At 35.5% G+C, this 15,778-nt stretch carries 9 protein-coding genes and 3 pseudogenes; 5 read left to right on the forward strand and 7 right to left on the reverse strand.

Annotated features, from left to right (window positions below; all coding sequences use genetic code 11):
- Window positions 1–90: 90 nt before the first annotated feature.
- Window positions 91–192 (reverse strand): annotated as a pseudogene (locus ACFILU_RS08185) (site-specific integrase); the annotation flags it as partial.
- A gap of 70 nt (window positions 193–262) precedes the next feature.
- Window positions 263–1,189: a D-2-hydroxyacid dehydrogenase family protein gene (locus tag ACFILU_RS08190; RefSeq protein ID WP_375675530.1), complete on the reverse strand. Its 927-nt coding sequence runs from the start codon at window positions 1,187–1,189 to the stop codon at window positions 263–265.
- A gap of 955 nt (window positions 1,190–2,144) precedes the next feature.
- Here ACFILU_RS08190 and ACFILU_RS08195 point away from each other — a divergent pair.
- From ACFILU_RS08195 to ilvC, 3 genes are all read left to right on the forward strand, one after another.
- Window positions 2,145–3,266, forward strand: coding sequence for an ATP-dependent RecD-like DNA helicase (locus ACFILU_RS08195; RefSeq protein ID WP_273790749.1), 1,122 nt, complete (start codon window positions 2,145–2,147; stop codon window positions 3,264–3,266).
- Between the two features lie 84 nt (window positions 3,267–3,350).
- Entirely contained in the window at window positions 3,351–4,085 is a 735-nt protein-coding gene (locus tag ACFILU_RS08200; protein WP_375667015.1) for a pyridoxine 5'-phosphate synthase, read from the forward strand.
- Window positions 4,086–5,157: 1,072 nt separating this feature from the next.
- Window positions 5,158–6,177, forward strand: coding sequence for a ketol-acid reductoisomerase (gene ilvC / locus ACFILU_RS08205; RefSeq protein WP_375631483.1), 1,020 nt, complete (start codon window positions 5,158–5,160; stop codon window positions 6,175–6,177).
- A 114-nt stretch (window positions 6,178–6,291) separates the two neighbouring features.
- Here ilvC and ACFILU_RS08210 read toward each other — a convergent pair whose 3' ends face one another.
- The 4 genes from ACFILU_RS08210 to ACFILU_RS08225 all read right to left on the reverse strand — a co-directional run bounded on the left by ACFILU_RS08210 (window position 6,292) and on the right by ACFILU_RS08225 (window position 12,009).
- Window positions 6,292–7,683: an amino acid permease gene (locus ACFILU_RS08210; protein WP_273790746.1), complete on the reverse strand. Its 1,392-nt coding sequence runs from the start codon at window positions 7,681–7,683 to the stop codon at window positions 6,292–6,294.
- A 999-nt stretch (window positions 7,684–8,682) separates the two neighbouring features.
- Complete coding sequence (locus ACFILU_RS08215; RefSeq protein ID WP_375675532.1) at window positions 8,683–10,083, reverse strand: amino acid permease; 1,401 nt, start codon at window positions 10,081–10,083, stop codon at window positions 8,683–8,685.
- A gap of 783 nt (window positions 10,084–10,866) precedes the next feature.
- Entirely contained in the window at window positions 10,867–11,250 is a 384-nt protein-coding gene (locus ACFILU_RS08220; RefSeq protein ID WP_375675534.1) for a LysE family translocator, read from the reverse strand.
- 150 nt (window positions 11,251–11,400) lie between these two features.
- Window positions 11,401–12,009, reverse strand: a complete 609-nt coding sequence (locus ACFILU_RS08225) for a fumarylacetoacetate hydrolase family protein (protein WP_375668041.1) — start codon at window positions 12,007–12,009, stop codon at window positions 11,401–11,403.
- Window positions 12,010–12,587: 578 nt separating this feature from the next.
- Between ACFILU_RS08225 and ACFILU_RS08230 the strand changes: the two are divergent.
- A pseudogene (locus ACFILU_RS08230) lies at window positions 12,588–13,048 on the forward strand (DEAD/DEAH box helicase family protein); the annotation flags it as partial.
- Window positions 13,049–13,527: 479 nt separating this feature from the next.
- Window positions 13,528–13,773 carry a hypothetical protein gene (locus ACFILU_RS08235; RefSeq protein ID WP_375675538.1) on the forward strand — a complete coding sequence of 82 codons (246 nt, stop codon included), beginning with the start codon at window positions 13,528–13,530 and terminating at the stop codon, window positions 13,771–13,773.
- On the opposite strand, the pseudogene ACFILU_RS08240 reads toward ACFILU_RS08235, so the two are convergent.
- Window positions 13,740–15,778, reverse strand: a pseudogene (locus ACFILU_RS08240) (helicase-related protein); the annotation flags it as partial. The gene ACFILU_RS08235 and the pseudogene ACFILU_RS08240 sit on opposite strands and share 34 nt — an antisense overlap.

Below are 15,778 nucleotides of genomic sequence, written 5' to 3' on the forward strand. Positions count from 1 at the left end.
CCGTATGGATACTCAATAATAATTAAGTCAATAAGTTATATTAATAGTGAGGGTTTTATTTGTTATTGATTCTATTACGTTTTTTTGCCTCTATCCCTCATCTTTTTGAAGTTTTTTTATAGCTTCAAAAGCGAGTTTTTTACGGTCTGCGCTCTTTGTGTAAAGAGATGACATGGTGTCATCTGTCCAGCCAATATGTGTCGTGCAAATTTGATAGGCTAGCGATATAAGATAAATTTTACAAACATTGGCTCAGCCGGCATTAAGCGCTCTTTATAAAAGACGCTATATTTTGGCAAGCTTTTTCAAAATAATTCTCAAAGCTTTCTTCAGTCACATAGCCCAGATGCGGTGTGCAAAGAACTCTATCTGATTGCAATAATTTGCTCTCATATACTGGCTCGCTGTCATAAACATCCAGTGCAAAGTAAGTTGAATTTTCCAAACTTAGTATTTTTTCTATCGCCCCTTTTTCAACCAAAGCTGAACGCGCTGTGTTGACAAAAATAGCATGAGGTTTCATGCTCAATAGATCATCTAATTTTATGATTTCTCTGGTTTTATCGCTTAAACGTAAATGGACGGATATAACGTCAGGACGTGTAAAAAATTCATCTTTTGAATGCGTAAAATGATAACCTAAATTTTTTGCTTCTTGCGTTGAGCGCTCGCTCCCATAAACCAAAATGGACATGCTAAAAGCTTGAGCATATTGAGCAACCATTTTACCAATACGGCCAAACCCGAATATTCCAAGAGTAGCCCCTTTCATTTGGTTGCCAAATGTTGTTTGCCATCGTCCTTTTTTCATATCAGATACAGATTTACAGGGTTTTCTACGCGCAGACATAATTAAGAGCCACGCAAATTCAGCAGCAGAAGTTGGATCTCCACCACCGTCTAATATTTCAATTCCTAAGTCTCTACAAGTTTCTATATCAATATGTGAACCTATAGGGCCTGTTTGGCAGAATAATTTTAAATTTGGCAGTTTCAGGAGAAGATTTCTATCAACTATAGTCCGCTCTCTGATTAAGATAAGAATATCTATCTCTTTGAGCTTATCTTCTAAATCACATTCTTTAGCTAAATTATTTATAACCAGCACTTCATGCAATTTCATTAATTTTGTAATAGACTGTAATGTTAGGGTGGCTTTTTGATAGTCATCTGGAATTAATATTTTCAATTTAAACCTTCCGTTTCATTCATCAATATTTGAGCTCATTATTTCATTGTTATTTCTAGCAATAAGAATAGCATTAATCAGTTAGTTTCTATAAACTTTAAAACATTGCGACAAAAAAAAAGTTTGACTCAGTCGATGGAGAATTGCGCTTTTCTCATATTCTAGAGGACGAACCTGAAGTGCTACGCTGGACATGAAACCATGTCCCAGTTTTCTTATAATAGACTACCAAGAAGGACATACTTACGAACCATATTTTATTGTTGAAACAGAAAAAGTTCCATATTTGTGCGAGATAAAGCGTGCTTCATATAAGCGTGATGTCTCTCTTTATTCGTTGAGATATAACATATTTGTAGCATGAAGAGTAAATTTATTAAAATCATGATAAGAGGGAAATAGGAACCTTATAGGTGTATCATCATAGGATTAAGTCGTTTTGTTGAGAGCTATTTCTATTTTTGCCAAAAGGTTTTTGATATATTTATTATTATTTCGTAATAGTGGATGTACTTTATTTTTTATGTGCAAGAAAGCTGATTGATTGTGTAAAATAGCGTTCAAAAATTACATTATTCTTATCCTGTTAAGGACATTTTTTCTAGTGAGGGTTTTGCAATTGCAATGCTCTTTTTCTCATTCTAAATTTTGGTTAGAAAAAGCGTATAGAGGTGTTATTTTAAATTTAAGATATGCATCTTCCATTGTTGGTGTTACTGTTGTAAAAAATGATATTTTATTTGATACGCATAAAGTGTTACCAAGAAGATCGATGTATAGATAAAATTTAGATTGTTACAATATCTTGAAAAAGCAATGGGTAAATAATTGATAATTGTGCTACGAAAGTTGTTAGATGGGCGTGTATCAGCAATTCTTAATAAAAAATTTTTTCTTGATAGTGGTTTTTTTTCAAAATACTGCTCTTTTTATGCAAATCTTATGTTGGTAAGCTATGCAGTTTTCACGGGAACAGGATAATGCATTGAAGGCTGTTGCCGCGTGGTTGAAGGAAGGGCGTTCTCCTCTTTTTCGCCTTTTTGGCTATGCGGGGACGGGTAAGACGACGCTTGCGCGCTATTTTGCAGAAACAGTTGATGGTTCTGTTCAGTTTGCTGCTTTTACAGGGAAGGCGGCGCAGGTTTTACGTTCTAAAGGTGCAAGCAATGCTTGTACGATTCATTCGCTGATTTATTGTCCACGTGGTGAAGAGGAAGTTTCCGATGAAATAACAGGAAAAAAGTCTATCGCTCCAACATTTACATTAAATCGAAGAAGTGCTGCTGCACAAGCTAAACTCATTATTGTTGATGAGTGTTCGATGGTCGATGAAAAATTGGCGCGTGATTTAATGAGTTTTCGGACGCCAATTCTTGTTCTTGGTGATCCAGGCCAATTGCCTCCTATATCAGGTGGAGGATTTTTTTCCAGTGGAGAACCAGATTTTCTTCTTTCAGAAATTCATCGGCAAGCGCGAGATAATCCGATTATACGTCTTGCTATGGACGTGCGTGAAGGACGCGATATTGCTTATGGTGACTATGGAGAAGCTTGTGTTGTTACACGTAAAGAGGTCAATCAACAATTGGTTTTGGATGCTGATCAGGTATTGGTGGGGGTTAATCGTACGCGCTACCTTTATAATCAGCGTTTGCGTGTGTTAAAAGAATTTACAGCAGATTATCCGCAAGCAGGAGATAAGCTGGTGTGTTTGCGAAATGATCCTATTAAAGGTTTGTTGAATGGCTCTTTATGGAAGGTGATGACTTCACAGAAGGAGACAGTTAAACCGAGTATTAATCTTCTTGTTAAACCAGAAGAAAGTGAGCGTGGGGTAGCAAAGATTAAACTTTTAAAAGCAGCGTTTGAAAACCCTGATCAAGAAATTTCATGGCAATTAAAAAAGCGATATGATGATTTTGATTATGGGTATGCATTAACGGTTCATAAGGCACAAGGTTCTCAATGGAATAATGTCGTTTTGTTTGATGAAAGTTTTGCATTTCGTGATATGTATGCGCGCTGGCTTTATACGGGAATTACGCGCGCAGCAGAACGTTTAATGATTGTTCGATAGAAAAAAATATGTATATCATCTAAGTTTCAGATGGAAAATGCCTTTTTTCTATCTTGTTACATACTATAAAAAATGGAAATGGGCATGGCGGTAAAACTTTCGGTTAATCTTAATGCTGTTGCTGTTTTGCGTAATCGACGTAATCTTCCGTGGCCAAGTATAACGAATATTGGGCATATAGCGCTTGCTGCTGGAGCAGCAGGTTTGACGGTTCATCCACGCCCTGATGAAAGGCATATTCGTTTTGCGGATTTGCCAGATATATACTGTTTAATCAAGAACGCTTTTCCTACAGCTGAGTTTAATATTGAAGGTTATCCCAGTGATCAATTTTTAGATATCGCTGAAAACTACGCGGATCAGATTACCCTTGTTCCTGATGATCCAGATCAGTCAACGTCTGATCATGGTTGGAATTTTGCTCATGATGCAGAATTTTTAGCACCTATTATTCAGAATTTAAAAAAAAGAAAGATTCGTGTATCCCTTTTTGCTAACCCTACTGTCGATGGTCTTGATATTGCTAAAGCAATGGGTGCTGATCGTGTGGAATTTTACACGGGACCTTACGGTGGTGCATTTCAGGACAAAATAAAACAAGTTCAAGAGCTCAATAAACTTGTTGTAGCAGCAATAAGAGCAAAAGAGTTGCAGTTAGGTATGAATGCAGGGCATGATCTGACAATTATGAATCTTCCTGCTCTTGTCAAAAAGATTCCTTGGCTTGATGAAGTTTCTATTGGCCACGGGCTCATTGCTGATGCATTAGAGTATGGAATGCATGAGACTGTTCAGCGTTTTATCCGGTTATTATCGTAACCTTTTTTCTCTATAAAAATTGGAAGAGAAATTTTTATAGAGGTTTGTCAATTTATCTTAAAAAACAATTTTATACATGTTGAGATAAGTAGCACTATTAGCATACATTATAAAATATTCTATTTTCCTCTGTTTATTGGTAGCTTTCTATTTTTTGTGTTTTTTAGGGTATGAAATGCTTTTTTATATACCATCCATTATGAGGAAATTTTACCAAATCTACTTACTATAATTTCTTTGAAGGGAGAAGAAATAGGGTTTTGAAAGTATTTCCATTATAAAGGAGTGCGTAGGATTTTAATGGATCAATACACAAATTTTCTTGATATTTGAGCTCATTTTCGGGTTATCTGTAAATAGTATAACGTAAAATCTCCTTATGAGTAAGCTTAATGCAATAGGAGCTGTTAAATAGAATGATGATATCGACTTGTAGCTTTATGAAGTAAAGAGAGTGGTGTGCAATAAATCTTAGACTATTATAGGGGATTCTTGAAAAGGGCTCGAGCATATTAAAATTTTTTTATAAGGCGCCATAAATGGATAACATAATGGCCGTATGGGGGTGTTCTTTTTTGCGTGAGAAGCGTGGATATTAAAGAACGTAAAAAGTAAAAACATCCTCTCTATTATTCTAAAGATATTGTTGTATATGCTTTTGAAGGTTGTGTTAAAACAATACTTGTTATTTTGTAATTTTTCTTGCTATCCATATTGATTTGGTTCATGTTAAAAATTGTATGTTGTATCTTAATTTTTAGAATATAGCGTTTTGTTGCACGATAGAAGAGTAGAATATTAGCTAAATTTTCTTTAGAAATCTTATTTTGTGTAATTATTATTTTTGTAGAATAGTAGTTGAAGTTATTTGGGGATCTGTATATGTTTTAGGAATGTTTGGGGATTACAGTTTTTTCTATGCAATATGTAAACTTTAAAATTATTCAATTGCTGTGTTTTTATAAGCGGTGTTTTTTGTCTTTATAAGTGTGTGATGCACTAAAGATAATGTTTCTTATTTAATAAAAATAATCTGAAATCCAGTTTAAATAGAGAAAGAAGGAATTTTTTTATGCGTGTTTATTATGATCGTGATGCGGATGTTAATCTCATTAAAGGGAAAAAAGTAGCCATTGTTGGTTATGGTTCTCAAGGGCGTGCGCACGCTTTAAACTTGAAAGATTCCGGTGTTAAAAATGTGCAAATAGCTTTGCGTTCAGGGTCGGAAACAGTTAAAAAGGCTATGGCCGATGGTTTTGAAGTGGTGAGTGTTGCTGAAGCAGCAAAATGGGCAGATCTCATCATGATGGCAACACCAGATGAATTGCAAGCTGATATTTATAAGGAACATATTCATGATCATTTACGCGACGGGGCAGCAATTGCTTTTGCTCATGGTTTAAGTATTCATTTTGGCTTGATTGAACCTAAAAAAAACGTTGATATTGTGATGATCGCTCCTAAAGGTCCAGGTCATACAGTTCGTAATGAATATCAACGGGGTTGTGGTGTTCCTTGTTTAATAGCGGTGGCGCAAGATGCTTCAGGGCATGCACATAATGTAGCATTGTCTTATGCATGTGGACTTGGTGGTGGACGTGCTGGGGTGATTGAAACAACATTTAAAGAAGAGTGCGAAACTGATCTTTTTGGTGAACAGGCGGTTCTTTGTGGTGGTCTTGTTGAATTGATTCGAGCAGGTTATGAAACACTAACGGAAGCAGGTTATGCACCGGAAATGGCTTATTTTGAGTGTTTGCATGAGGTTAAACTGATTGTTGATCTCATGTATGAAGGGGGCATTGCAAATATGAATTATTCGATTTCTAATACAGCTGAATGGGGTGAATATATGTCTGGTCCACGTGTGATTACGGATAAAACCAGAGCAGAAATGAAACGTATATTGAAAGATATTCAAACGGGTAAATTTACATCGAATTGGATTCAAGAATATAAAGCTGGTGCTGCTCATTTTAAAAGTATGCGGCGTTTAAATGATAATCATCCTATTGAAGAAGTTGGTAAAAAACTTCGTTCTATGATGCCTTGGATAAAATCGAATGCTTTGGTTGATAAAGAGCGTAATTGAAGATTCTACAGAGATATTTTGTCAATAGCTTTTATAATTTTATAGATAAATATCAAAAAAGGGTAACTTTAGTTACCCTTTTTTATATGTTTTTTGTAATATAAGCTTTATTTTTTAATTTTTTGCATAATTCTTTTTCCCAAAAAGAAAGTATACAATTCCTAAAAATATGAACCATGCTGGAGTGTATTTTAAAGCTATGGCAGTGTCAGCTTCTAATGACAGTAAATAGATAATGAATGCAAAGAAAACAAGAAGCGCCCAACACATAACAACACCTCCTGGCATTTTATAAGGAGAGACAGTATGCTGGAGAGGACGATTGCGGCGATAGATGATATAGCTGATCAAAATGATAGACCATACAAATATAAACAAAGTTGCGGCAATTGTCGTAACAATTGTAAAAGCAGCTATGAGTGTTTGAGATAACGATACGACGGCATAACCAAATAAGATGCATATACATGAAAAGAATAATGCGTTGGCTGGAACGTGGTTACGAGAAAGTTTTCCTAAAAATTTAGGAGCACCTTTTTGTGTTGCTAGCCCATATATCATACGGCTGGTAGAAAAAATTCCACTATTTGCTGAAGATGCGGCAGCTGTGAGGACAACAAAGTTCATCAAACCTGCAGCAGTTGGAATACCAATAAGTGCATACATTGTTACAAATGGGCTTTTTTCTGGACTGATTTGATCCCACGGCGTTACAGACATAATCACAAGAAGAGAGAATATATAAAAGAATACAATGCGGATTGGTATTGAATTAACAGCCTGTGGTAAAGCTTTTTGAGGCTCTTTTACTTCAGCAGCAGCTGTTCCAGCGAGTTCAATGCCAACAAAAGCAAAAATAACAATTTGAAATCCAGCAAAAAAGCCTGTAATTCCTCGCGGAAAAATATTCCCACCGTTCCATATATGGCTAAGAGAAGCAACTGTACCGTTTGGAGAGACAAAACCGGTAAAGATCATATAAAATCCTACAACGATTAGGACTAGAATTGCTACGATTTTGATAAAACCAAACCAAAACTCAAGTTCGCCAAATAGTTTTACGGCGACGAGGTTAAGAATTAAAAAGGACATAAGACCAATTATAACAGGAATCCACGGATTGAGCTCAGGCCACCAAAAGTGTGTATAAGTGACAATAGCAATAATTTCAGCAGTTCCAGTGACAATCCAACACAACCAATATGTCCAGCCGATAAAGAATCCGGCACATGGCCCTAGAAGATCGGTTGAGAAGTCAATAAAAGATCGGTATTGTGTATTAGAAAGCAATAACTCTCCCATAGCACGCATGACAAAGTATAGAGCACAACCAATAATTGCATAAACGAGTAGAATTGAGGGGCCTGCTACACTGATTGTTTTTCCTGATCCCATGAAGAGACCTGTTCCAATCGCTCCACCAAGGGCTATAAGTTGTATGTGTCGGTTATGTAGTCCACGTTGCAATTTCTTCTTAGGTTTTTTTTCTAAATTTTGTTTGTTCATTTTTGGGGAGTTCTCCTTAGTTATTTTTAAATAAAAATTACCCTAAAAAAGGTAATTCCTTCTATTGGAACACGCTATGGTTAAGGAGTAAAGGAATTTTTTTCTATGACTATATGTGAATAAAGCAAAAACATTATTAAATAATGGAATAATTATTTTATATATAAGAAACAAAAGATAAATTGTATTATATTTTTTTGATTTTTTATGTTTTATACATAAGTTATATATATAATATATAATATAATTTATATTATATATTATTATTAGTTGTATATAAATAATAATTTATATTTATGTATATTTATTTATTATATAAATATCTTTATATTTAAAATTATTTATTTATGTGTATTTTTAGCTATATAAAAATATAAATAAAATTGTAAATTTATTAAATATAAAACTTTGTATATAAATAAAATAAGTTTAAATAGTTAAAATATTATTTAAAACATTAAAAAATATATTTAAAATTTATATTTAAGTATTAATATTTAAAATTTATTACAAATAGAAAAATATTTTCATAGAATCTTTTTTTATTGCAGATAGCTATTAAGATATATTCTGTTTAGAGCTATATTTTTAATTTTGATAAAAAATTGAATATAAATTTTTTGGGGGGGAAGTTTTAGATAAAATCTCATGTTTTATTAGTAAACAATGTCAGTGAAGTTTATAGAGAATTCTTTACAGAATAGCTCGTTCTTATCCTATTATACAGTAAAGTACTGTTGTGTAGAGTAGTGATATAAAGCATGTAACATTTTACACATTAAGTATTTTTAGAATGGGTGGTGTTCAGGGCAGGGCTAGCCCATAGAGCCTTATGTAGGTGAACCATATAAATGATCAGCAGCATTCCCCCTTAATAAGCCGGATTGTTTACAAACCGGTGCCGGTAGGAATCGTCGTTTTTTGATGTTTGGGGAGGAGGTTAAGTAGAAAAAGGGTAATTAAAATTACCCTTTTTTGAGATGTTTTTATGTATAGACTTTATTTGTTACCTTGAGTTATACTTTTCTTTACAAACATAAAATACATTATACCCAAGAAAACAAACCAGAATATACTATATTTTAAGGCTAGTAGAGTATCAGCTTCTAATGTCAACAAATAGAGCATGAAAACAAAGAAAACTAAAATTATCCCACACATGACAACACCTCCTGGCATTTTATAAATGGATTCAGCGTGTAGATGAGGGCGATTGCGACGATACACAATATAGCTAACCAAAATTACAGACCATACGAATAAAAATGCAATAGCTGAAATGCTTGTCACAATTGTAAAAGCACTTATGAGGCTTGGAGAGAGTGAGGCAATTGTATACCCTATTAAAATACATAAACAGGAAAAGAATAGAGCATTGGCTGGAACATGGTATCTGGAAAGTTTACCTAAAATTGGAGGGGCACCTTTTTGTGTTGCAAGCCCATATATCATACGGCTGGTAGAAAAAATACCACTATTTGCTGAAGAGGCAGCTGAGGTGATAACGACAAAGTTCACCAAGCCAGCAGCTATCGGAATGCCTGCAAGCCAAAACATCGAGACAAAGGGGCTTTTATCTGGAACAATTTGATCCCAAGGTGTGACAGACATAATTACAGCGAGAGAAAAAATGTAAAAGAGTACAATACGGACCGGTATTGCATTAATTGCTTTGGGGAGAACTTTTTTAGGTTCTTTTACTTCAGCAGCGGTTGTTCCAGCAATTTCTATACCAACAAAAGAAAAAATAGCAATTTGAAATCCAGCAAAAAAACCTGTCATTCCTCGCGGAAAGATATTGCCATCGTTCCATACGTGATTGAGAGAAGCAACCGTACCATTGGGAGAGGTAAAGCCCGTAACGATCATATAAAATCCCACAACAATTAATGCTAAAATTGCGACGACTTTGATAAGACCAAACCAGAATTCAAGTTCACCGAATAGTTTCACGGCAAAGAGGTTAAAGATTAAAAAGACACTAATGCAGGTAAAAACGGTAAACCATGGATTGAGTGTTGGCCACCAAAAGTTCATATAAGTGATGATGGCAATAATGTCAGCAGCTCCAGTTACAACCCAGCTCAACCAATAGCTCCAGCCAACAAAGAAAGCTATTCCCGGTCCTAGCATATCGGTTGAAAAATCAATAAGAGATCGGTATTGTGAATTAGAAAGCAACAATTCTCCCATAGCACGCATGACAAAGTATAGAGCAAAACCGATAATAGCATAAACGAGTATGATGGAAGGACCTGCTACACTAATTGTTTTTCCTGCCCCCATGAAGAGACCTGTTCCAATAGCACCACCAATGGCTATAAGTTGTACATGTCGGTTGTGTAGTCCACGCTGCAACTTATTCTGAGAATTATCTTTTAAATTTTGTTTGTAGCTCATTTTTTGGGGGTTCCCTTTAATTATTTTGAGATTAAATTACACTAAAAAAGCATTATTTCGTATCGAAGCATGATATAAATGAGGTGTAAAGGAAAAAAACGTTTTTTATGATTTTGTGTGGATAAAGAAAAGAATATGCTTTTGAAAAAAGAGAATGTTGTCCTCTTAAATAACGTAACAGATATTTGAATAGGGAGCTTTTTATTGTTATTAATAACAAATAAATTGTTCATTAAAAGACGTGGGGCTTTTAAAATTATTTCAGAAAGTTGTCAGGAGTTTTTATAATTTTTTGAAACTTATTATTTGTAATCAGTGCATTATTTATTATTATTCATAATGGTGAGAGTTTTACTTTTTGCTCAAATAGCACTCGAGAGTTCTCATCTTAGTTTAATAAACAATTTTTAATGGAAAATTAAAATGATTTTTAAAATCATTTTTTTGTTTGTATGGTGCTATCATAAATCAAAAAGTTACTTTTGTTTCATAAAAGAAAAGAGGAATATCATAGCTTATTTTTTTAAAAGTGATGAATAAGGATTTTGTTTAGATATTGGTAACATTTTATAAAATGTTGCGAGAAATTCACATTGTTTACACAAAGTTTACACAAACGTCCTTGAGAATATGATAAAGAAATGCAACGTAATTCAGTTATATAAAGAAAAAAAGAACTGGGGATTGTATAAGCTCTGTTAGAGATTGAGCTATTCATAGTGAGAGACAGAATCAGGAAAAGATTGCTCTATTAACTTTACAATTTGTTATCAAAAGATAAAACTATCCAAAGAAAATGAAAAAAGAAAACAGAGATAAAACTGTTCCTGTCGCAATGTTAATCGAGCCTTTTACCCGCTGCTTTTTTAAGGCGGTACTGGCAAATGATATAAAAATGGTCATTAAAGTAAACCATGCAAAGATATTGAAAGAATGTATGGTTACAAGTTCAAAGCCTTTTTTAATGCCACCGCCAGAAGACAAAAATTTCGGGAAGGCCGCTATATAGAATATTGATACTTTTGGGTTTAGTATTTGTGTCATAAAGCCGTCTATGTAGCTGGTTAAAAGCTTTGTTTTACCGATACCCATGAGTTTTACTAAAAAAAACAGCGTTTTGTTGTTGAGAATGAGCGCTGATACACCTAGGTGTGGAAAATGCCCCATGCACATATGTTGCTGTACACAATCCTAAAACGTTTACAAATGCGTTCTTTCTTCCCAATCTCGTTGCATTATCGATGATAAGGGCCATATTCGGCCCCGGTGAGATGACTAAAAAAAATGAAACAATGAAAAAGGTCAGTATTTGATGATTCATTTTACTTTTAGCTCTGAAATTAATTGATTTTCGAGATACAATTCTATTCTGTCAAACTGAGAAAGTTTTCCGACACCCTGTGGAGTGCCTGTGTATATGAGATCACCACGTCTTAGCTGAATGTAGTGACTTAAAAATGAGATTATCTTCTCAAAGTTAAAGATCATATTTTTCGTATTGCCAACTTGTCTTGTTTCGCCATTTAACTTCATTGCAAAGGTTATTGGGTTGTTTATTTTTTCCTTGTTTATGAAGTCAGAGACGTATGCGGCGCCTTTAAATCCTTTCGATAAAAGCCAAGGAAGCTTTTTTTCTTTCAGTTTTGTTTGCAAATCCCGCGCTGTGAGATCAAGACCTATTGCTACGGCATCATAGCATTCTTCTGCTTCTTCCTCCATGATCATGAAAGCGTCCTTTGAGATTTTGAGCACAATTTCGGTTTCAAAATGTATTTCTTTGGAAAAATCAGGGAGATAAATTTCATTGCCTAAAACGAGTGAACTTTTTGGCTTGCTAAAGATAACAGGTTCATCTTCAACAACATTACCTAGTTCATGAACATGTTCAACATAATTGCGTCCAACACAGTAAATGTCATTTATCATAGGGCGCCCTCCAAATTTTTCATTTTCTCTTTGTATAGGCAAGAGAGAACTTTGCAAACAACATTTTTTCTTATATCGCGTTGTGCGGTTTCTGAAAAAGAAGCATTGTGTGGGTTGATGACTAACCATGATGACAGTTCTTCGCATTGGCTCTCTTTTGAAGAGTGCCCAATCGTATAGTCTTTGAGATTATTTTAATTTTGATTGCCAATTTCTTGAAATTATTTTTTTACTTAAAGAGTGATTTTGGTCGTCTACGCAGCGATCAGTAGGGGTTGAAAGCCCTAAAGTTCGATCATAAATGAGCCCACTCTGTGGGTGTCTCGGAATTATGGGGTATTTTTCTATGTCTAGGTGCGATGAGCACTAAAAGCAAAAAAAGCTGACTCGAACTCAGTACTTTCAGGCTCTCGGAATACTAATGCGAGGGTGCTCGCACCCAGGGGAGGGAGCTTAAGAGTGAAAAGAAAAAAGCTACATTTTAACGACATTTCTATAGGCAAAAAATTCGCTTTCAAAGAACAATGCTGGGAATGTCTCAAAAGCAATTAGGGCACCAATTAGGGGTAATTTTTCAACAAATCCAAAAGTATGAGAAAGTCTCTGAGGGTTTAAAAGAAGCAGACCGTGGCAAACTTATTATGGCATTTGAAACGGAGAAGATTTTTACCATCTTTAAGATAGCAGAACAAATAACTAGAACTGGCAAGCGTGTTTTGTTTTTCGTGCCTTCTCTGGCTTTGATGTCATAAACAATAAGAGAATGGACACGCTATACAGAAGTGCCGTTTCGTTCCTTTGCGGTGTATTCTGATACATAAGTTGGCAAGCGTCGAAAAACAAAGATGCTGTTGTCGAACTTGATGTTTCAGATCTTGCTCTATCAGCTACCAACTGATGTTCAAAAGCTTTGAAAAAAACAAATAAAGTCTTAGCGAATGCAATGACCGTGGTGTTTGCTACTTACCAATTAATCCAAGTGATTGCGGATGCGCAAAAGAAATACGGTTTACCAGAATTTGATCTGATCATTTGTGAAGCAGTACAGGCTAAGGCAGTAAGGTAGAACCTTTGGTTGTAGAAGCCAAGGAAGTAGCTGAGACTGCGAAGTCGACAGCGGAAGAAGCGAAGAGTGTTGCGGAGCAAGCAAAGGAAGAAGCTGATACGACAAAGCAAGGGCTTGGAGAGGTCAAGAGTTCATTAGACACGGTGACAGCAACGACAAATTCTGCGAATACAGCCGCCTCTGAGGCAAAAGTGTTAGCGGAAGAAGCGAAGAGTGCATTGATAGAAGTTCAAGAGAAGGCACAGAGGAACAGTGACAGTCTTTCTGAACTTCAAAGTAAGGTAGGTTCTCTTTCCACTAATTTTTTAGAGAATGTGCGTTTTAATCAACCTGACAGAATTCTGGAAGCCGATTCACACAATAGAAAAGGTCTTGTGATCAATGAAGGGGCGTGTTTTCGCTTTTATCGTGGCGGTGAGAATGGGGATAGGTCCATCTTTTACCGCATTCCAGTGCGTGGAAGTGCGTCTTTTGAAGAATATATTGAAGCAGGAAAGGATTATTATATATATCTTATACCAACCCTCACTAATAATAATGAGATATCCTTTGAAATTTCGCAAAATCCGACGGCTCCTGATGGCTATACAGAGGATACCTCTAAAAAGATTGGTGGATTTCATACGCTTTGTGCAGATGTTGGTGAGATTGAAGATCATCCGTTATCGGTTAAACAAATTCCTTCAAAGGGTATATAGTTTCCTTTCATGAGACTATGATAAGTCGATTCAATATTAATGGCTGCTATGTAATAGGCTAGGAGAACAATCTCGTTGGCTTTGATTTCATTTCGGAACTTATATTCCATATCTTCTGGTTTAATGAGATTTGATTGTAAAAGCCGTGTAATAAAAGTACCCGTTCCAGTGAAAGGGTCTAGAATAGAAACACCTCGAGAACTTAAGCTTTGTCCAAACTCTTGCTCTAAAACATCATTGACGGAATGTAAGATAAAATCAACTATTTCAATAGGCGTATAAACAATCCCAAGTTTATCTGTTGTCTTTTTGAACGCCTTGGTAAAAAAATCTTCGTAAAGTTTGATAATAAGATTCTGTTTTGCTCGCGTTTCAATAATACCCTCTGTATCATCCTTTACACTTTGATAAAACTTTTCAAGATCTTTGGCTTCGTCTTTGATATTCATCTTATCAAGTTCAGCTAAGATCTTTTCCATCGCTTGCGAGATGGCGTTTTTACTCACAAACTCATTTCCATCAAACAAGGATTCAAAAATAGGTCGTGTCACAAGGTGTTGCGCCAACATCTCAAGGGCATCCTCTTGCTCGATACTGTCATTTAAACCGTTCTTTAATTCTTTATGAAAGGCACCAAAAGCATGAAAGGCTTCACTCTTTTTATCAGCGAGTATGCTTTTAAGACGGATAATATGATTTTGTGCAATTGCAGCCACATTGCCAGCCCATTTTTCCCATTGATTAGGCTCTCCACATTTTTTGACAATGATGGGCTTAATAGCACGCGATAATTCATCAACATAAAACTCGAATTCTTTTTGTCCTCCATACCTATGAGAATTTTCACTTGCTACTGAACCAATATGAAGCCCAGCACTTTCCGATTTCGCGTGGAAAGAGAGTTCGTCAACAACTGCGGTCATTGCTTGTAAAGCAGGGTCAAAAGTGACCCCTACAATCTCAAACACATGACGAACATCTTGGTCCAGCTCTAAGGCTTTTATTTTGTTTTTAAAGTTGTCATCATGAGCACGCAAAGCATTGAGAACTTGCCAGATGACATCATACTTTGTATTGTTTTCTAAAGCCTGTTGTGGTGGAATATTAAAGGGAATACCAACGGGTAAAATAATGTAGCCTGTTGTTTTACCTTCTGCGCGGCGCATCACACGCCCCACAGCCTGTATCACATCCACATGACTTTTACGCGGGTGTAAAAACATAACCGCATCAAGAGCAGGGACATCCACCCCTTCAGAGAGACAGCGGACATTGGTTAATACACGGCAGTTATTCTCATCTGTATCTTCTTTAAGCCAATCAAGTAATTTATTACGTTTTTTGCCATTAAAGGTTCCATCAATATGTTCAATCTCAAAATTAAGGGAGGTTTTACTTTCCGGCACAAATTTATGATATTCATCAATGGCGTCATTGAATAGTTCGCTAACTAGTTGAGACGTATTGATATTTTTACAAAAAGCCAGAGAACGACGCATAGGTTTTATGCCATCTTCTTCTTTCTTTTCTATTTGGGAAAGTGCTTTGTAGCAGCCAATGATTTTGGTTGTATCATCAAGAATAAGTTCGGAATTTTTATCTTTAAGCCGCTTCTGAATCGTTGCATTGATAATTGCTTCATCAACAGCTAAGACGATAACTTTATAAGATGTTAAAAGCTTATCTTTTAGAGCTTTTGAAAAAGTATAAGTGTAAAGATTTTTCCCATAGAGCTCTTCATCATCCATGGACGCTAGAACGGCATCAGATGCGTCAGCCTTTTTTTTTCAGCTTGTCGGTAAAAATCTTGGGCGTTGCTGTCATATAGAGACGTTTTTTACCCCGAATGATACTGTTATCATGAACTTTGATAAATTCAGATTCACGCTTGTCTGTTCCTAACACAGCTCCAGTGGTACGGTGTGCTTCATCACAAATGATCAGATCAAATTCGGGTAAATCATGGTCTTTTTGAGCATCCGAAATCACTTGGATTGAATGATAA

The organism is Bartonella sp. CL100XZDX (assembly GCF_042195375.1).
GTDB lineage: Bacteria > Pseudomonadota > Alphaproteobacteria > Rhizobiales > Rhizobiaceae > Bartonella.

Excerpts from the sequence above, each read along its gene's own strand:
- ACFILU_RS08200 (WP_375667015.1), top strand. The coding sequence starts at position 3,351 with ATGGCGGTAAAACTTTCGGTTAATCTTAATGCTGTTGCTGTTTTGCGT.
- ACFILU_RS08225 (WP_375668041.1), bottom strand. The coding sequence starts at position 12,009 with ATGATAAATGACATTTACTGTGTTGGACGCAATTATGTTGAACATGTT.
- ACFILU_RS08210 (WP_273790746.1), bottom strand. The coding sequence starts at position 7,683 with ATGAACAAACAAAATTTAGAAAAAAAACCTAAGAAGAAATTGCAACGT.
- ilvC (WP_375631483.1), top strand. The coding sequence starts at position 5,158 with ATGCGTGTTTATTATGATCGTGATGCGGATGTTAATCTCATTAAAGGG.
- ACFILU_RS08195 (WP_273790749.1), top strand. The coding sequence starts at position 2,145 with ATGCAGTTTTCACGGGAACAGGATAATGCATTGAAGGCTGTTGCCGCG.
- ACFILU_RS08220 (WP_375675534.1), bottom strand. The coding sequence starts at position 11,250 with ATGGGGCATTTTCCACACCTAGGTGTATCAGCGCTCATTCTCAACAAC.
- ACFILU_RS08215 (WP_375675532.1), bottom strand. The coding sequence starts at position 10,083 with ATGAGCTACAAACAAAATTTAAAAGATAATTCTCAGAATAAGTTGCAG.